The organism is Bradyrhizobium sp. JHI2711 (assembly GCF_056156565.1).
Map to the genome: position 1 here is coordinate 1,864,375 of NZ_JBPZPT010000002.1, position 16,097 is coordinate 1,880,471.

The 16,097-nt window shown below is 64.4% G+C and carries 23 protein-coding genes; 8 read left to right on the forward strand and 15 right to left on the reverse strand.

Features of this window, described 5'->3' with window-relative positions:
* Positions 1 to 148: 148 nt before the first annotated feature.
* Positions 149 to 469, reverse strand: coding sequence for a hypothetical protein (locus ACTEK7_RS21280; RefSeq protein ID WP_057026972.1), 321 nt, complete (start codon positions 467 to 469; stop codon positions 149 to 151).
* A gap of 600 nt (positions 470 to 1,069) precedes the next feature.
* Between ACTEK7_RS21280 and ACTEK7_RS21285 the strand changes: the two genes are divergently transcribed.
* Together ACTEK7_RS21285 and bfr are read left to right on the forward strand one after the other, a co-directional pair.
* Entirely contained in the window at positions 1,070 to 1,342 is a 273-nt protein-coding gene (locus ACTEK7_RS21285; RefSeq protein WP_225146896.1) for a (2Fe-2S)-binding protein, read from the forward strand.
* A gap of 133 nt (positions 1,343 to 1,475) precedes the next feature.
* The gene (gene bfr / locus ACTEK7_RS21290; RefSeq protein ID WP_036013205.1) at positions 1,476 to 1,964 is read left to right on the forward strand and encodes a bacterioferritin; all 489 of its coding nucleotides are present in this window, start codon (positions 1,476 to 1,478) and stop codon (positions 1,962 to 1,964) included.
* A gap of 95 nt (positions 1,965 to 2,059) precedes the next feature.
* Here bfr and ACTEK7_RS21295 read toward each other — a convergent pair whose 3' ends face one another.
* Both ACTEK7_RS21295 and ACTEK7_RS21300 read right to left on the reverse strand, forming a co-directional pair.
* Positions 2,060 to 2,662 (reverse strand): MSMEG_1061 family FMN-dependent PPOX-type flavoprotein, encoded by a 603-nt coding sequence (locus ACTEK7_RS21295; RefSeq protein WP_036013208.1) that lies wholly within the window; start codon positions 2,660 to 2,662, stop codon positions 2,060 to 2,062.
* A gap of 77 nt (positions 2,663 to 2,739) precedes the next feature.
* The gene (locus tag ACTEK7_RS21300) at positions 2,740 to 3,093 is read right to left on the reverse strand and encodes a hypothetical protein (protein WP_225146897.1); all 354 of its coding nucleotides are present in this window, start codon (positions 3,091 to 3,093) and stop codon (positions 2,740 to 2,742) included.
* 254 nt (positions 3,094 to 3,347) lie between these two features.
* Here ACTEK7_RS21300 and ACTEK7_RS21305 point away from each other — a divergent pair, with 254 nt between their 5' ends.
* Together ACTEK7_RS21305 and ACTEK7_RS21310 are read left to right on the forward strand one after the other, a co-directional pair.
* The gene (locus tag ACTEK7_RS21305; protein ID WP_036013210.1) at positions 3,348 to 3,617 is read left to right on the forward strand and encodes a DUF2277 domain-containing protein; all 270 of its coding nucleotides are present in this window, start codon (positions 3,348 to 3,350) and stop codon (positions 3,615 to 3,617) included.
* Positions 3,618 to 3,710: 93 nt separating this feature from the next.
* Entirely contained in the window at positions 3,711 to 3,926 is a 216-nt protein-coding gene (locus ACTEK7_RS21310; RefSeq protein ID WP_157281653.1) for a hypothetical protein, read from the forward strand.
* Here ACTEK7_RS21310 and ACTEK7_RS21315 read toward each other — a convergent pair.
* The 3 genes from ACTEK7_RS21315 to ACTEK7_RS21325 form a co-directional block, all read right to left on the reverse strand.
* Complete coding sequence (locus ACTEK7_RS21315; RefSeq protein ID WP_225146898.1) at positions 3,923 to 4,447, reverse strand: collagen-like triple helix repeat-containing protein; 525 nt, start codon at positions 4,445 to 4,447, stop codon at positions 3,923 to 3,925. The genes ACTEK7_RS21310 and ACTEK7_RS21315 overlap by 4 nt on opposite strands.
* 172 nt (positions 4,448 to 4,619) lie before the next feature.
* Positions 4,620 to 4,868 (reverse strand): helix-turn-helix domain-containing protein, encoded by a 249-nt coding sequence (locus ACTEK7_RS21320; protein WP_036013218.1) that lies wholly within the window; start codon positions 4,866 to 4,868, stop codon positions 4,620 to 4,622.
* Positions 4,869 to 5,049: 181 nt separating this feature from the next.
* On the reverse strand, positions 5,050 to 5,817 hold the full coding sequence (locus tag ACTEK7_RS21325; RefSeq protein ID WP_225146899.1) for an SDR family NAD(P)-dependent oxidoreductase: 768 nt from the start codon (positions 5,815 to 5,817) through the stop codon (positions 5,050 to 5,052).
* Between the two features lie 111 nt (positions 5,818 to 5,928).
* On the opposite strand from ACTEK7_RS21325, the gene ACTEK7_RS21330 reads away from it, so the two are divergent.
* Positions 5,929 to 6,414 carry a J domain-containing protein gene (locus tag ACTEK7_RS21330; protein WP_225146900.1) on the forward strand — a complete coding sequence of 162 codons (486 nt, stop codon included), beginning with the start codon at positions 5,929 to 5,931 and terminating at the stop codon, positions 6,412 to 6,414.
* A gap of 79 nt (positions 6,415 to 6,493) precedes the next feature.
* Here the strand turns inward: ACTEK7_RS21330 and ACTEK7_RS21335 are convergent, their stop codons facing one another.
* The 3 genes from ACTEK7_RS21335 to ACTEK7_RS21345 form a co-directional block, all read right to left on the reverse strand.
* A complete protein-coding gene (locus tag ACTEK7_RS21335; protein WP_225126032.1) occupies positions 6,494 to 6,745 on the reverse strand; it encodes a hypothetical protein in 252 nt (83 codons plus the stop codon).
* Between the two features lie 238 nt (positions 6,746 to 6,983).
* Positions 6,984 to 7,244, reverse strand: coding sequence for a hypothetical protein (locus ACTEK7_RS21340; protein WP_057026969.1), 261 nt, complete (start codon positions 7,242 to 7,244; stop codon positions 6,984 to 6,986).
* A 171-nt stretch (positions 7,245 to 7,415) separates the two neighbouring features.
* Complete coding sequence (locus ACTEK7_RS21345; protein ID WP_036013230.1) at positions 7,416 to 7,799, reverse strand: RidA family protein; 384 nt, start codon at positions 7,797 to 7,799, stop codon at positions 7,416 to 7,418.
* A gap of 517 nt (positions 7,800 to 8,316) precedes the next feature.
* On the opposite strand from ACTEK7_RS21345, the gene ACTEK7_RS21350 reads away from it, so the two are divergent.
* Positions 8,317 to 8,751 (forward strand): hypothetical protein, encoded by a 435-nt coding sequence (locus ACTEK7_RS21350; RefSeq protein ID WP_225146901.1) that lies wholly within the window; start codon positions 8,317 to 8,319, stop codon positions 8,749 to 8,751.
* Between the two features lie 144 nt (positions 8,752 to 8,895).
* On the opposite strand, the gene ACTEK7_RS21355 is transcribed toward ACTEK7_RS21350, so the two are convergent.
* Positions 8,896 to 9,591, reverse strand: a complete 696-nt coding sequence (locus ACTEK7_RS21355) for a glutathione S-transferase family protein (protein ID WP_225146902.1) — start codon at positions 9,589 to 9,591, stop codon at positions 8,896 to 8,898.
* A 248-nt stretch (positions 9,592 to 9,839) separates the two neighbouring features.
* On the opposite strand from ACTEK7_RS21355, the gene ACTEK7_RS21360 reads away from it, so the two are divergent.
* Positions 9,840 to 10,385 (forward strand): HD domain-containing protein, encoded by a 546-nt coding sequence (locus ACTEK7_RS21360; RefSeq protein WP_225146903.1) that lies wholly within the window; start codon positions 9,840 to 9,842, stop codon positions 10,383 to 10,385.
* A gap of 15 nt (positions 10,386 to 10,400) precedes the next feature.
* Here the strand turns inward: ACTEK7_RS21360 and ACTEK7_RS21365 are convergent, their stop codons facing one another.
* Positions 10,401 to 11,051 carry a glutathione S-transferase family protein gene (locus ACTEK7_RS21365; RefSeq protein ID WP_225146904.1) on the reverse strand — a complete coding sequence of 217 codons (651 nt, stop codon included), beginning with the start codon at positions 11,049 to 11,051 and terminating at the stop codon, positions 10,401 to 10,403.
* Positions 11,052 to 11,263: 212 nt separating this feature from the next.
* Complete coding sequence (locus tag ACTEK7_RS21370; RefSeq protein WP_225146905.1) at positions 11,264 to 11,776, reverse strand: mismatch-specific DNA-glycosylase; 513 nt, start codon at positions 11,774 to 11,776, stop codon at positions 11,264 to 11,266.
* A gap of 44 nt (positions 11,777 to 11,820) precedes the next feature.
* Between ACTEK7_RS21370 and ACTEK7_RS21375 the strand changes: the two genes are divergently transcribed.
* Positions 11,821 to 12,375: a DUF4262 domain-containing protein gene (locus ACTEK7_RS21375; RefSeq protein ID WP_109144706.1), complete on the forward strand. Its 555-nt coding sequence runs from the start codon at positions 11,821 to 11,823 to the stop codon at positions 12,373 to 12,375.
* A gap of 95 nt (positions 12,376 to 12,470) precedes the next feature.
* On the opposite strand, the gene thiC is transcribed toward ACTEK7_RS21375, so the two are convergent.
* The 3 genes from thiC to ACTEK7_RS21390 all read right to left on the reverse strand — a co-directional run bounded on the left by thiC (position 12,471) and on the right by ACTEK7_RS21390 (position 15,917).
* Positions 12,471 to 14,369, reverse strand: a complete 1,899-nt coding sequence (gene thiC / locus ACTEK7_RS21380; protein ID WP_225146906.1) for a phosphomethylpyrimidine synthase ThiC — start codon at positions 14,367 to 14,369, stop codon at positions 12,471 to 12,473.
* Positions 14,370 to 14,539: 170 nt separating this feature from the next.
* On the reverse strand, positions 14,540 to 15,148 hold the full coding sequence (locus ACTEK7_RS21385) for a thiamine phosphate synthase (protein ID WP_225146907.1): 609 nt from the start codon (positions 15,146 to 15,148) through the stop codon (positions 14,540 to 14,542).
* Positions 15,135 to 15,917 (reverse strand): thiazole synthase, encoded by a 783-nt coding sequence (locus ACTEK7_RS21390; RefSeq protein WP_225146908.1) that lies wholly within the window; start codon positions 15,915 to 15,917, stop codon positions 15,135 to 15,137. The genes ACTEK7_RS21385 and ACTEK7_RS21390 overlap by 14 nt, the downstream gene beginning before the upstream one ends.
* Between the last annotated feature and the right edge of the window lie 180 nt (positions 15,918 to 16,097).

Consider the following 16,097-nt stretch of genomic DNA (forward strand, 5'->3'; position numbering starts at 1 on the left):
GCACACTCTGATGGAATTGGCCTTGCAGCTAGGAAGCGCGCAAATGGTCAATCCACGGTAAACGCACACGGAGCTGTGACGAGAAAAAGCGGTCTTTTTCAGGCCCTGAGATGAACGGCGCATCCGTAGTGAACCGGCTTGGCGCGCCTCAGCCGCAGACTCGGACGCGACGGACGCGCCAGGCATAGCCATCCCAGAAGCGCTGCTTCTGCCAGACGCAGCCGCCGTAATAGTCGTCGGCAACATAGCCTGGACCCGGGGCGTAGTAGCGCGGCGGGTAGTAGCCCGGCCCATAGTAGCCATAGCTAGGCCCGTAATAATACGGAGAAGCCAGCGCGCCGCCGACAATGGCGCCGCCGATGATCCCGGCGGCCACGCCTGCCGCGACACCGCGCTGGGCATGGGCCGGCGTTCCGGCCGTCAGGGCCAGAATGGCGACGGCAGCGACCGCCAGGAGCGACTTCTTCATTGCTTGACCTTTCAGACGAACATGCGGGAACCTTTGGGCCGCAAGGTTCCATATTCCGCTTGAATGATCAATGAACGGCACCTTTGCCGGAGACGACCAATTGGTATGGGTCCCACCGGGAGACGATGATGGGCAACGCGATGGTTAATGCTTTGATTGCGGCCGGGATCGTTTTCGCGGTCGGCTACGGCTGGATCGCACATCTCCAGAACCGCGCACGGCGCTCCCGCGCCACCGCCGGCAGCCACCGAGGGAGTAGCGGGGACAGCACCTATTCCGGGACGAATGACGGCTTCTCGCTGGGAAGCTGGTTTTCCGGCGGCAGTTCGGGGAGCTCTGGCGACGGCGCAAGCTGTTCCAGCAGCGATAGCAGCAGTAGCGGCGGCGACTGCGGAGGCGGTGGCGACGGCGGAGGAGGAGGCGGCGGTGGCGGCGACTAGTGGGCTACAATCTTGACCCAGCGCAAGAGCTTGATTTAGAGCCGTTCTAGGCTTTGATCAGGCCAGTTTGGAATAGCTTCAAATACCTGTTTTTCCTTTTGCATCCGGCCGGCCTGTTAAATATCGATGATGGCGCATCACCGAAGGGCCTGCCGCTTCCATGATCGTTTGTTCCTGTAACGTGCTGAGCGATGATGATATCCGCGCCGCCGTCGCCGAGTCCGACGACGCCGTGCGGCATGCCAAACAGGTCTATGGCTGTCTCGGCTGCAGCGCCGAATGCGGCCGCTGCGCCCGGACGATCAAGAGTATCATCGACGAAGCGCTCGGCCCCTGTGCGCAGTCCTGCTGCGCCGGCTGCCCGCATAGCCACACCGTGGCCGCCAAGGACGAGACCGCCGAACCCGCCGAGTTCGCCCTCGCGGCCTGCTGAAAACTTCCGCAATTCCGGCTGAGCTTTTCCCCGGCTGGGTTCCCGTAGCCGGTTGCTCTCGCTCGCAAAGTGATTTAGAAGCGTTCTAAACTCGGTTTGGGACCGATTTGGACTGCAAGAGCTGGAGTGAACCATGCAGGGCGACGCAAAAGTCATCGACTATCTCAACAAGGCGCTGCGTCACGAGCTGACTGCGATCAATCAGTACTGGCTGCATTACCGCTTCCTCGACAATTGGGGCCTGCTGGACATGGCCAAGGTCTGGCGCAAGGAATCCATCGAGGAGATGGAGCACGCCGACAAGCTCACCGAGCGGATCCTGTTCTTCGACGGCTTTCCGAACATGCAGGTGCTCGATCCCCTGCGCATCGGCCAGAACGTCAAGGAGATCATCGAGTGCGATCTCGCCGCCGAGATGAGCGCGCGGGCGCTCTATCAGGAGGCGGCGACCTACTGTCACAGCGCCAAGGACTATGTCACACGTGACCTGTTCGAGAAGCTGATGAGCGACGAGGAGCACCACATCGACTTCCTCGAGACCCAGCTCGATCTGATCGGCCGCATCGGCCTCGAGCTCTACACCCAGAAGCATGTCGGCGGGCTCGAGGGCGAGGGGCACTAAGCTCGGGCCCGGCTCCCTCCATCGTCATGGCCGGGCTTGACCCCGGCCATCCACGTGTTGCCGCACGACGCTTCGTTTTGCGGAACCGCTCTTGGCTACAGCTGCGTCTTGTAGAGCTCTTCCACGGCCTCCTGGCTCGCCGGTTCGCCGAGGCCGGTCTGCTCGTGAATGACCGTGACGATGCTCGGCATCACCGAGCGCTGCACCTTCTCCGACCCCCACAGCTTCGAGCGCATCAGCGCCTTGCCGCAATGGAAATAGACCTCGCTGACCGCGACGTTCAGCACCGCGCGCGGCGGCTTGCCGAATTCCACCATCGAGGCGAGCAGATCCGGGTCGGCCGACAGCGTGCCGCGGCCGCCGACGCGCAGCGTCTCCTCGATGCCCGGCACGAAGAACAGCAAATGCACGAAGCCTGAGCCTTCGACGACGTTGCGGAAACTGTCGATGCGGTTGTTGCCGGAGCGGTCGGGCATCAGCAGCTGGTTGGGGCCGGCGACGCGGACGAAGCCGATGCCGCCGCCGCGCGGCGAAGCGTCGACGCTGCCGTCCGCTCCCGATGTCGCGAGCACGCAGAATGGCGACATCTCGATGAATTTCTTCGCATGCGCATCGATCGCGGGCCGTGCCTTCGCGATCACGCGCGGGCTCGGCTTGGCATAGATGGTGGCGAGGTCTTCGGCGCTAAGATCGGTCAACGGCGTGCCTCCGCTTCAGCTAGGCTTCAAGCTACCCGATCGGGCCGTCGCCAGCCAATGGAAATCACCAAGGCGCGTTACACCGCATCCGCCGGCACGAAGCAGCTGATGATGATGGAGCCGCGGTGGTGGACGTACCACACCACGGCCTGGCCGATCGGATTGCCCTGGTCGCGGATGATGGCGCGTCCGGGCACCTCGATCCATTGTCCCTCGATCGGCACCCAATAAGCGCCATTGCGCACGTCATACTCGGTGCGATGGCCATCGGAGATGTCGCAGCAGGGAACCCCGTTCGGCGCGATCACGCTCTTGAACCAGGCGCGGATGTCGGGCGGAACGTGGTCGTATTGGCCATAGTCGCGCGCGAACGCAACGTTTGCCAGCGCTGTCGTCGCAACCAACCAAACGCACAGTGCGAGCCTGTGCATGCGATCCTCCTCGTCGCGTATCGTGCCATGAGCGCGCGATTGTCCTGCGCGTCTTTCCCTATCGTTGGCACGGATTAAGCCTGAGCCGTCACTGCAATGCATGCTCAAATAATATGCGATGCCGGCGCCCCCGCTTATGATGCGCTGCGAGATCAGCTTGTGGCGCATCCACCAAGTTGGTCGCAGAAGCGAGAAGGCGGATGTAGGATTTCGGCTCGGACCTTCGTCTTAAGGAAAACGCCGGGAGAAAGTGCATGTGCCGCAACATCAAGACGCTGTTCAACTTCGAGCCGCCGGCGACGGAGGATGAGATCCACGCCAGCGCGCTGCAATTCGTGCGAAAGCTGTCGGGTTTCAACAAGCCGTCGCAGGCCAACGAGGCGGCGTTCGATCGTGCGGTGGCCGAGGTCTCCGAGGCGGCGCGAAAACTCCTGACCTCGCTGCATACGAACGCGCCGGCGCGCGACCGCGAGGTTGAGGCGGAGAAGGCGAAAGAGCGTTCGCGGCTGCGCTTCGGTACGTGAGGTCAGGCAGCGTGCTCCGTGATCTGGCTCACGGTATCTGCTGCCTCGGCTTGCGATGGTGGCGGCCGGGGTTTTGATCGCCCGGAGCACGACATGAGCCACCCCCTTCTTCCTTTGAAAGCAGGTGCCATCGTCTTCACGCTGCTGTGGACCGCGTGGATGATGTGGTGGAGCGGCTCGTTCTCGAGCGCGAACGTGATCATCCTCGCCCTGTGCGGCGCGGCGGTCGGCTATCTCTGGTATCGCGCCATGCGCTGGCAATTCGAGCGCATGGGCATGCTGCCGCGGCGCGAGGATCGGCCCGACTAGACCCGTCGGCTATCCTTGCCCTGCTTCTTCTTTTTCTTTTTCTTCCTGTGATCGTCGACGTCATCGCCCTCGTCATCGACGATTGCCTCGTCGGTCTCCTGGACGGCGGCTTCGAGCGCTTCGCGCTCGGCGGCTTCGCGCTCGCGCTGGCGGCGGCGTTCGTCCCAGGCGTCGAAGAGCTGGTCGAGCCAGGGCAGCACCTGCTCGATCGACGGCAATTGGCCGGGCGGACCCGGCTCGCCGCGGGGGCCTTGCGGCCCCGCCGGTCCCTGCGGCCCGGCAGGTCCCGGTGCGCCGGCTGGCCCACGCGGACCGGCTTCGCCCTGTTTGCCTTGCGGACCGGGCTTGCCGGGCGGTCCGGCCTTCCCGACCGGGCCCGGCTTGCCCTGCGGCCCGGGCTTGCCGCGTGCGCCGTCGGCGCCGCGCCGGCCCGGATGCCCCTGTGGCCCCGGCCGTCCCGGCTCGCCTTGCCGCCCGCGAGGCCCCTGAGGCCCCGGCCGTCGTCCCTGGTCGTCTGCCACGCCACCGCTCCCTTCACCTGCAGCAAGCTACTTAGCGGCGTTTGACGACAGCAGCAATTCTGCCCGCGCATCGTGCCGGGCTTGATCAACATCAATCGTCGGCGCGAGCAGCCGCCTCATCGATTGCGCATGGCAGCGCAGCGCGTCGTCGCTGTCCGACTGATGTTGTGCGCTAATCCTGACAGGCGGGCACGTCGATGCCGGAGGCGGCATAGAGCCTGATCTTGTTGCGCAGCGTGCGTACGGAAAGGCCGAGCACGCGCGAGGCGCGCGTGCGGTTGCCGTCACAGCGCGCCAGCGTCTGGATCACGAGCTCACGCTCGACCTCGTCGACGGTGGCACCGATCAGAAGCGGAACGATCTGGTTCGGGGCAAGGAATTGTGCGTCCGGCCCGGACGCGGCGACATGAACAGTGGTCATCAACACACCTCCCGATCAACGCCCGCTTCCACCGTCGGAAGCGGATCGAGAACCAACGACCCCCAAGCCGTGAATCTACGGTGGTCCGGTTTGGTTAATGAAAGGTTAATTGGAGGGGCTGCACCGAATTGATCTTGAGAATGCCCAGATGCCGCCGCGATTGGTGCGAGCCTCGCGTCCCTCACACCGTGCGATAGCCGCCGTCCACCATCACGATGGTTCCGGTGACATAGGCCGACAGATCGGAGGCGAGGAACACCGCGGGGCCGACGATGTCCTCGGGCTTGCCGGTGCGCGCCAGCGGGGTGTGATCGATGAAAGCCTGCACCAGCGCCGGATTGGTCGCGCGCGCATTGGCGTTGAGGTTGGTCTCGATGAAGCCGGGGCCGATCGCGTTGACGCGCACGCCTTCCTTGCCGAGCTCGACCGCGAGCGCCTTGGTGAAGCCGAGCACGCCGTGTTTCGAGGTGGTGTAGGCCGCCGAGCTCGGCGTGCGCAGATGCACGAAGGACTGGATCGAGCCGATGTTGACGATGCGGCCTTTGCTCGCGCGCAGGGGTGCGAGGAACGCCTGCGTCACGTTGAAGACGCCGTTGAGGTTGAGCGAGATGATGTCGTTCCAATCCTTCGCCACCGTCTCAGTCTCCGCGGTGAAGGCGTTGCGGCGGGTGATGCCGGCATTGTTGACGAGGATCGAGACCTGCCCGATTTTGTCCGCGACCTGCCTGGCGAGCGCAAAGCAATCCTCGCGCCTGACAACGTCGAGCGCAAAGCTCTCGGCCTTGCCGCCCGCTGTCCGGATCTCCTGCGCGGCCTCCGCCACCGTCTCGGCGTTGACGTCGAGCAGCACGACCTGCGCGCCCTCCCGCGCATAGCCGGTGGCGATCGCCCGGCCGATTCCGGAACCGGCGCCGGTGACGACCGCGATGTGGTTTGCGAGCAGCGCCATGGCAGTTTCCTCCCGTTTTCGTTTCGAAGTTTCACGAAACGCTAACGCGAAATTAAGGGGTCGGAAACGGCGGCCTTGGCATACTGATCCTGATTGCTAAACGTTGCGCGCATGATGGAACGGCTCGAAACCTGGAAACTCGCTCTGGAACGCCTGCGGTCGGCGCAAGCGCCGGACTGGGCCGAGGCCGGCCGGCTGGTGGCCGAGATCGCGCGGATGAGCAGCGACGTCACGCTGCGCCAGGCTGCCGAGCAGGCGCTGCCGGTGCTGCGCCAGGCCGTCGACAATGACGATCACAGCGTGACGCTGGCGGCCCAGCGCCGTCTCGGCGTGGTGCTCGAGGTCGTGCACGATCTGACCGCGCCGCGCTTCGGCCGCCGCAACGCTGCGCCGAAGAAGCTTTCCAGCGAGGACCGCGCCCGCAAGATGCTCGGCCTGCCGCTCGCGGTGCAGCTCACTTGCGAGGACATCAACCAGGCCTATCGCCGCGCCGCCAAGGGCCTGCATCCCGACCAGGGCGGCAGCGCCGAAGCCTTCATCGACCTCGCCGCCGCGCGCGACATCCTGATCCATCCCGGCGCGTACAAGGACGCGTGAGCGTCTCGGGCCTTCGAAAAGCAAACCGGGCAAGGACGCCCTCGTCCTTGCCCGGTTCTTCGTCCGCCGATCGATTATCTTACCACTTGCAGCTGCCGCTCTTGAGCGCGGCGTCCTTGACCATGAGTGCATCGACGAAGGTCGGCACGCTGGCGCTGGCGCGGTGATAGCCGGCCGGCCACGGCGTGGTCGGGATGCTCTCGTCCCAGATCTGGCAGAAGCCGGTGTCCTGCCAGCGGATCAGATGATAGCTGGCTTCGGCCGGGCTCGCGGCGACGAACGCGGTGATGGCAAGACCGGCGGCAGCGCACAGCATGGAAATACGACGCATGATCAGCTCCTCAAATGAATGATGTGATGCGCCTCCCGACAATGACGGGGAGGGGTGGTGCGGGACGCGCTTGGCATGCGCCCCGGACAAGATGTGAGTAGTTCCAACCGCCGCCGAGGTTCAAAAAATGTGCGCGGGACAGGTCTGATTGCGGCCGGGGACACGCTTCAGGCCACGCAAAGCAAAAGGGCGGATCGCCCGTGCGACCCGCCCTTCAAACGCGATCCTTGCGTCCGGCTCAGAGCGTGCACTTCCGCTCGGCGCGCATCTTGATCTGCAAGTCCGAGGCCTGCTGGAAGGTCGGGAACGGCTTGCTGACGACCTTGTAGGTAGAGACCCCGAACTGGAACGGCTTGTACTGCAGGTCCTCGTTCCAGACCTGGCAGATGCCGGTGTTGTCCCAGCGGATCACGTAATAGCCGACCTTCGCGGAGGCGGGCACGGCGAACACGGAACTAGCGATGCCGGCAACGGCACTGAGCGCGAGAAGGCGACGCATGAAGTATCTCCTGGTGGGACATGGGTGGTGGGACATGGGACCGAAAAAATTCGTGCGGTAAAAGCAGGTCCTTTGCAAGCCGGGGGGCCGCCATTCACGGACATGTCAGCTGTGCCCAACGCATTTGGTTTGGACGCGTGCCCGATAGGTCACACGCAGCTGACTAGGCTCCTACTTGGCCAGCGAAGCGACCGCCTCGATCTCGATCAGCATCTTCGGATCGGGCAGCGCCTGCACCACGCAGGTGGTGCGCGCCGGGTACGGCGGCGGGCCGAAGGCGCCGGCATAGAGCGCGTTCATCGCGGCGACGTCCGAGGCGCGGGTCAGGAGCACGTTGACCTTGACGAGATCATGCATGCCGGCGCCGGCCTCGCCCAGCACGCGCTTGATGTTGACGACGACATTGGCGAACTGCGCCTCGAAGCCATCAGGCAACGCGCCTGATACATCGAAGCCGGGAATGCCGGAGACGAACAGGAGGTCGCCAACCCGCGTCGCAAAGGACAGCGGCGGCGCCTTGACGTGGGGCGGGGGCGCGAAATGCTGGATCGGCATGGGATCACCTCGGGACATGGCTGAGGCAGGAGCGTAGCGGCTGGCGCGGGCTTCTCAAAACACAAAGTGCGAAAACAACCCCATGCACAGTAGGCGCCGCACGGAAATCATTGATGTTTTCCAGAATTCGCCAAACGCGAAGCATTCGGTTGCTCCGTCGGGCAAAACAGGGGCATTATGGCACGATGGCGATGGTGGTCTTCGCCTCTCCCCGCGTGCGGCCTGCGCGTGGCGAGAGAGCAGGCCATTCACCCGTCATTGCGAGGAGCCCTTGCGACGAAGCAATCCAGACTGCCGCCGCGGAGCGATTCTGGATTGCTTCGCGGAGCCTGTCATCGGGCCGCGCTTCGCGCGGACCCGTTGGCTCGCAATGACGGAGCATGAGGACCTTCCGCGAGTCTCGCCGCCGCCTTGCTTGCGGAAACGCCCGCCGATCATGTTGCCGCCCCGATCGATCAGGTACATTCGCTCCGTCTGATTCGAACCCTCCTTTAAAAAACAGCCCCCGGAGACCCCCATGAAGCTCGCATCCATCCTCCGCGCCGCGTGCGTCGCCATCGTCGCCCTGGCTGGCCTCTCGACGACCGCGCAGGCCGACAGCGGCTTCGTGACGCTGACGATCTACAAGGCGGGCTGGATCATCGGCGGCTCGGGCGGCTCGGGCGTGCTCAACTTCCGCGGCCGCTCGTACGGGCTCTCCACCGGCGGCCTCGACTACGGCCTGGTGTTCGGGGGATCCAAGACCGTGCTGCGCGGCCGCGTCTCCAACATCAACCGTCCCTCCGATGTTGCCGGCGTCTACGGCGCCGCCGGTGCCGGCATCGCCGTCGGCTCCGGCGCCCGCGCCATCGTGCTGACCAACCAGAAGGGCGCAGTGCTGGAGCTGTCGGGCACGCAGGTGGGGTTGATGGCGAATGCGGATCTCAGCGGGCTTGCGATCACGATGCGGTAGAAGACGGTGCCGTAGGGTGGGTTAGCCCTGCGGATCCGCGCAGCGAATCCGCGGGGCGTAACCCACCTCTTTGGCGTCTCCGGAGACGAACAGTGGTGGGTTACGCTTCGGACAGCGCTTCGCGCCGCCCGAAGCTAACCCACCCTACGATTTCTCGACCCTCGCATGCACCCGCTCGCAATGTGCGACGAGGTTAGCGTGCGCATCGACGAAGGCCTTCAGCGGCGTCGGGATCGGAAAGTAATAGATGTTGGCGATGAAGCCGTAGATGCCGGCATCAACGCTCGTCGGCGCCGCGCCGTGTACGAAGCCTTGCGCCGGCGCGATGTCCGCCAGCACCTGCAAGTCAGCGAGCCCCCGCGCGTAGGCCTGCTCGGGCGTGTAGCGACCGATGCCCTGGAAGTGATAGCGCTGCGCATTGTAGGCCTTGGCCTTCTCGAAGCCGGTAGGGTCGATCTGCGGATGCTGCGCGATGAAGGCGTCGCGGAACGCCGGATAGAAGCGCTCGTCCTTCCAGCGCGAATAGGACATCACCCAGTAGAGATCGTCCAGCATGCGCGTGACGAGATAGTTGGCGCGGCGCTGCTCCGCTGACAGGCCGGCGTCGATCGTGAGGCGATATTTCGCGATCGCATGCGCGATGATGGTCTCGCTGTCGCCGATGATCTCGCCGTCGTCGACGATGTAAGGCAGCTGCCCGCGCGGCGCGGCAGAGGCATCGAAGACGTGCTCATGCACGAACGGCACGCCCGCGAGCTTGAGAAACGCATAGACCTTGAGGCCGTAGCCGTTGTTGTCGGCGACACCGAAGAGTTCTGGGTAGGAGTAGAGGGTCAGCATGGGCGGGCTCCTCCGGGGTGGCGGAGGCCAGCATGCTAGGGAGTGGAAACGGATGCAATCCTCGTAGCCAGCATGAGCGCAGCGACATGCGGGAATGGGCTCCCCGGATGTCGCTTGCGCCCATCCGGGCTACGTCAGAGCGCCATTTGCGAATTGCCTTTTGCGCAATAGGATGACCGCAATCCTCTGGTCCGGGAGATCACGATGGCCATCAACAACGACAAGATCGACGTCGTGAGACTTCGCCCATGACCCGCGACGAATTGGCCGCTGCCTATGCGGCGCCCGGCCGCCACTATCACAATCTCGCGCATATCGAGGATTGCCTGGCGGCGCTCGCGCGCGCCGAGGGTCTCTCGGTCGTCGAGCGCGAGACGTTGTCGGAAGCGATCTGGTGGCACGATGCGGTCTACGATCCGACGCGGACGGACAACGAGGAGCGCAGCGCGGAGCTTGCCGAGCAGCACGTTCGCGCCGAGCTTCGCCAGGAGGTCGGCCGCCTGATCCGCTTGACCAAAACGCACGACGTTCCCCCCGGCGATCGTCTCGGGGCGATCCTGATCTCGATCGACCTCAGCATTCTCGGCGCCGATCCCGCCCGCTACGACGCCTATGCCGCCGCGATCCGCCGGGAGTTCAGCCATGTCGCCGAGGAGGACTATCGCGCCGGCCGCGCCCGCGTGCTGCGCCAATTCGCGGCACGCGAGGTCATCTTTCCCGATCCGGTCTTCGCCGCGACTTTCGATCGCCAAGCCCGCGCGAACCTCGCCCGCGAGCTGGCCCAGCTGAGCTGAAGCGGGCTGACCCGCCTACGAACGCGGCGCGGCCGTGAACACCGCGAGCTGCGCCTCGAACGCCCGCCTGAATGCCGGCCGCGCCTCGCCGCGCGCGACATAGGCAGCGATCTCAGGAAATTCATCGAGCAGGCCTGACGTATTCAGCCGCCGCAGCACGGTCACCATCATGAGATCGCCGGCGCTGAAGGCGCCGTCGAGCCAGTCGGCTTTGCCGAGGCGGCGGGACAATTCGCCGAGCCTGATGCGCACGCGCTCCTGCAAGCCCGGCAGGCGCTCGGCGTACCAGCTCCTGTCGCGCTCGAACAGCATGGCCATGCCGAGCTCGACAATCGGCGGCTCCACCGTGCTCAGCGAAGCGAACATCCATGCGATCGCGCGGGCGCGCGCATTGGCATCCTTCGGCAGCAAGCCGTCATGGCGCTCGGCGATGTGGAGCACGATCGCGCCGGATTCGAACAGCGTGAGGTCGCCGTCCTCATAGGTCGGAATCTGCCCGAACGGATGCAGCGCGCGATGCGCGGGTTGTTTCATTGCCGCAAATGAGACGAGGCGAACGTCGTAGGGCTGGCCGACCTCTTCGAGCGCCCAGCGGACACGCATGTCGCGCGCCTGGCCCTTGCCGCGGTCGGGGGAGTTTTCGAAGGCGGTGATGGTGGGAGGCATCGGGGGCTCCAACGATTGCGATTGGTCCGCAGGACGAACGAGGAGGCTGGATTCCGACGCTCGTCTTGTAGGGTGGGTTAGCCGTTCCCATACGCGGTCCATCCCCACGGGACGGCGCAAGGCGTAACCCACCACGTCTGCGTCCGCGGCGACAGAAGTGGTGGGTTACGACGGGCGGACTGCGCTTCGCGCATTCGCACGTCTAACCCACCCTACGCAGCGATCCACTTGGCTAACTCCCGCCACGGCTCCAGCGTCCAATGCCCGGACGCAGCTCCTGATGGCGAGGGCAGTACGAATGTCTCGGGCCAGCTTCCATCGCGCGCCTGCCGCCCCAGCGCAATCGCAGCCGACGGCCTGCCGTAAAACAAGCTCGCCGCCTTCTTGCTCGTGAACGCAATCGTCCGCGGCCGGTACTTGTCCATCTTCGCCCGAAAGCCCGGCACGTCGATCGTGTCAGGCGCGATCTGGTGATCCATCCCGGCGTCCGTCTTGCAGAGATCGGTGAAGCCGATCCCGAGCTCGATCAGCGATGCGAACTCGCTTGGCTGATAGCGCCGCGGCGTGATCCCGGCCTCATGGATCGCGCGCCAGAAGCGGTTGCCGGGATGGGCGTAATAGTGCCTGAGCTCGGCCGAGCGCGTCGAGGCGGCGGTGCCGACGAAGACGAGGCGGAGGTTGGGGCGGAGTTGGTCGGGGAGGCGGCGGAGCTTGCTATCGGACAAAATCACTTATCCGTGGAGTTGTAGCCGGCAGGAGCGTCAGCGATATGCTAGCGACAAAGACCCCGGATGTCGCTACGCTCGTCCTGGCTGCGCTTGTTTCATCTGGGTTGAAAATGCAAGATCAGTTCGAATGGCCCGAGCCCGAGCACGAAGCCGATAAAGTCATTTTGCGCAACGTCCGCAATCACGGCTGCCATATCACGGGCATACCAGATGCAAATCCACCGTTTGCATTTTCAATTGGTCTGCATCTGAACTATGGTCATCCCGAACTCATCATTTTCGGCCAGAGAGCCGAAACGGCGCAGGCCATCATCAACCTTGTCCGTGACCGAGTGCAATCCGGCCATAAATTCGTCGATGGCGATGTCTCCGATGATTTGCTGGAGAACGGCTACAAGCTCGGCTTCTGGGAAGTGCCGTTCGTGGCCTATCCCGAATATCTCGGCACGGCGATCTGGTTCTACTGGAAATCGCGGCGTGCATTCCCCTGTCTGCAGGTCATCTGGCAGGACGTCAATCGGCGCTTCCCTTGGGAAGTGGAATGTTTGCCCGCGGTCAAAGAGGACCAGCCGTTATTGAAGAAGAGGATTTCTTAAAGCGAGTTTCGAAGAAAAAGCCGGGCTGTCGGCCCGGCTCCTCTTTTTTCGGATGGATGCCCGGGTCAAACCCGGGCATGACGAGGAGAACTCTCTCACAACACCCGATTACTCTCCTTCACCTTCTCCGCATCCAGATACAAGCTCTCGCCCATCTCCTTGAACTTCGCGCTCATCTTGGCCATCCCGTCCTCGGCGGTGCCGCTCATCGACATCCCCACGCTGTTCGGGTCGTTCAGCGTTGCCGCGTAATCCCGCACGTCCTGCGTGATCTTCATCGAGCAGAATTTTGGGCCGCACATCGAGCAGAAATGGGCGACCTTGTGGGCTTCCTTCGGCAGCGTCTCGTCGTGGAAGTTTTTCGCGGTGTCGGGATCGAGGCCGAGGTTGAACTGGTCGGTCCAGCGGAATTCGAACCGCGCGCGGGAGAGGGCGTCGTCGCGCAGTTGCGCGGCGGGGTGGCCCTTGGCGAGGTCGGCGGCGTGGGCGGCGATCTTGTAGGTGATGACGCCGGTCTTGACGTCGTTGCGGTCGGGCAGGCCGAGATGCTCCTTCGGCGTGACGTAGCAGAGCATGGCGCAGCCGAACCAGCCGATCATGGCTGCTCCAATGCCTGACGTGATGTGGTCGTAGCCCGGCGCGATGTCGGTGGTCAGCGGCCCCAACGTGTAGAACGGCGCTTCGCCGCACTCCTTGAGCTGCTTGTCCATGTTGATCTTGATCTTGTGCATCGGCACGTGGCCGGGGCCTTCGATCATGACCTGGCAGCCCTTGTCCCATGCGATCTTTGTCAGCTCGCCGAGGGTTTCGAGTTCGGCGAACTGCGCGCGGTCGTTCGCGTCCGCGATCGAGCCGGGACGCAGGCCGTCGCCGAGCGAGAACGAGACGTCATACTTGCGCATGAGGTCGCAGATCTCGTCGAAATGCGTGTAGAGGAAGCTCTCCTTGTGATGCGCGAGGCACCACTTCGCCATGATCGAGCCGCCGCGGCTGACGATGCCGGTGACGCGGCTGGCGGTGAGGTGGATGTATTGCAGGCGCACGCCGGCGTGGATGGTGAAATAATCGACGCCCTGCTCGCACTGCTCGATCAGGGTGTCCTTGTAGAGCTCCCAGGTGAGCTTGACGGGATCGCCGTTGCACTTCTCCAGCGCCTGGTAGATCGGCACGGTGCCGATCGGCACCGGCGAGTTGCGCAGGATCCACTCACGCGTGGTGTGGATGTTGCGGCCCGTGGAGAGGTCCATCACGGTGTCGGCGCCCCAGCGGATCGCCCACACCATCTTCTCGACTTCTTCCTCGACCGACGAGGTCACCGCCGAGTTGCCGATATTGGCGTTGATCTTGGTCAGGAAGTTGCGGCCGATGATCATCGGCTCGAGCTCTGAGTGATTGATGTTGGAGGGGATGATGGCGCGGCCGCGCGCGATCTCCGAGCGCACGAACTCCGGGGTGATGAAGGCGGGCACCGAGGCGCCAAAACTTTCGCCGTCGGCGAGCGCGGCTTCGGCGCGCTCGAGTTGCTGCTTGCGCCCGAGGTTTTCGCGCTCCGCGACGTAGATCATCTCCTTGGTGATGATGCCGGCGCGGGCGAATTCGAGCTGCGTCACCTTGTGGCCGTCGAGGCCGCGCAGCGGCTTGTGATAGGCCGAGAAGGCGCGCGCGGCCTTGTCGGTGGAGACGCTACCATTGTCCTCCGGCTTGATCTGCCGGCCCTCATATTCCTCGACGCCGCCGCGCTCCAGCACCCATTGCTTGCGGTTGCGCGCCAAGCCGGCATTGACGTCGATGGTGACGGAGGGGTCGGTGTAGGGCCCCGACGTGTCATAGACCGGCAGGTTCGGCTCGCCCGCGCCTTCGGACAGGATGATCTCGCGCAAGGGCACGCGGATATCCGGCGCGGCGTCGGGTGTCGCGAAGATTTTTCGCGAGGAGGGCAGGGGGCCGGTGGTGACGGCGGGAACGGTTTTGTCGGGGTTGGAGCGGATGTTCATGGGATCCTCCGGTTAATTCGTTTGCATTGGCGCCGAGACGACGCTGGTGAATTCTTGCTCCGTCATTGCGAGCGCAGCGAAGCAATCCAGAAATGCATCCGCGGAAGCAGTCTGGATTGCTTCGTCGCAAGGGCTCCTCGCAATGACGAGTGGAGGGAGCGGGGCGATCATCATGCCGCCTCCTTCGAACCGTCGAGCCATTGCCGCACGCGGGCATCGGGGTCGGGGTTCTGGGTGACGTCCGAGACAACAGCAATCGAATCCGCGCCTGCGGCAAAGATCTCGGCGGCGTGCTCGAACTTGATGCCGCCGATGACGACCAGCGGGATGGTGCCGATGCGCTGCTTCCATTCGGTGATCTTGGGGATGCCCTGCGGCTCGAAGCGCATCGATTTGAGCGTCGTGAAGAAGATCGGGCCGAGCGCGACGTAGTCCGGCTTGGCCTTGAGCGCGGTTTCAAGCTCGGCGTCGTCGTGCGTGGAGATGCCGAGCTTGAGGCCGGCCTCGCGGATCGCACCGAGATCGGCGTCAGCGAGATCCTCCTGACCGAGATGCAGGTATTCTGCGCCGGCGACGATGGCGGCGCGCCAATAATCGTTCACCACCAGCTTGGCCTGCGTGTCCTTGGTGATGGCCAGCGCGTCGGTGACGATCTGCAGCGCGTCGGCGTCGTTCAGCTCTTTGGCGCGCAGCTGGATGGTGCCGACGCCGAGCTTGGTCAGGCGTTCGACCCAGGCCAGGCTATCAACCACGGGATAGAAGCGATCAGGATACGGCATGCCAGAACGGGGTCCCAACGACAGGGGTGGAGGGCGAGGCGAAGTCGCGGGCGTTCATCAGCCCGGCCTCGTAAGCGGTGCGGCCGGCCTCACAGCCGAGGCGGAAGGCGTTCGCCATTGCGACGGGATCGGCGGCCTTGGCGATGGCGGTGTTGAGCAGCACGGCATCATAGCCGAGCTCGAACGCCTGCGCGGCGTGAGAGGGCGCCCCTAAGCCAGCGTCGACCACCAGCGTGATGTCGGGCAGCCGCTCGCGCAACAGTTTCAGCGCATCGCGGTTGGTGATGCCCTTGGCGCTGCCAATCGGCGCGGCCCACGGCATCACCACCTTGCACCCCGTTTCGACCAGGCGGCTCGCGACCGAGAGGTCCTCGGTGCAATAGGGGAAGACTTCAAAACCGTCCTTGATCAGGATGCCGGCGGCTTCGACCAGGCCGACGACGTCGGGCTGCAGCGTGTCGTTGTCGGCGATGACCTCGAGCTTGATCCAGCTCGTGCCGAACAATTCGCGTGCGAGCTTGGCCGTCGTTACCGCCTCGCGCACGGTGCGGCATCCCGCGGTGTTCGGCAGCACGGTGACGTCGAGCTCGCGGATCAGCTTCCAGAATGCATCGCCGCTCTTGCCGCCGGCGGATTCGCGCCGCAGCGAGACCGTGACGATGTTGGCGCCGGAGGCGCGGATCGCGCCTTGCATGATCGCAGGCGAGGGATAGAGCGCGCTGCCGATCAGCAGGCGGGAGGCGAAGGTTTTGCCGTAGAAGGTCACCATGTGGGAGGTGTCTCCTTAGAAGACGGTGTCAGCCCAGATGTAGCTGTCATCCCCGCCTAGTGCGCAATTGCGCACGGGGGCGGGGATCCAGTACGCCGCGGCAGTGCGGCTGGAACCGTGAAGCCGCGGCGTACTGGATCGCCCGGTCAAGCCGGGCGATGACAGGGGAATGTGCGGCGC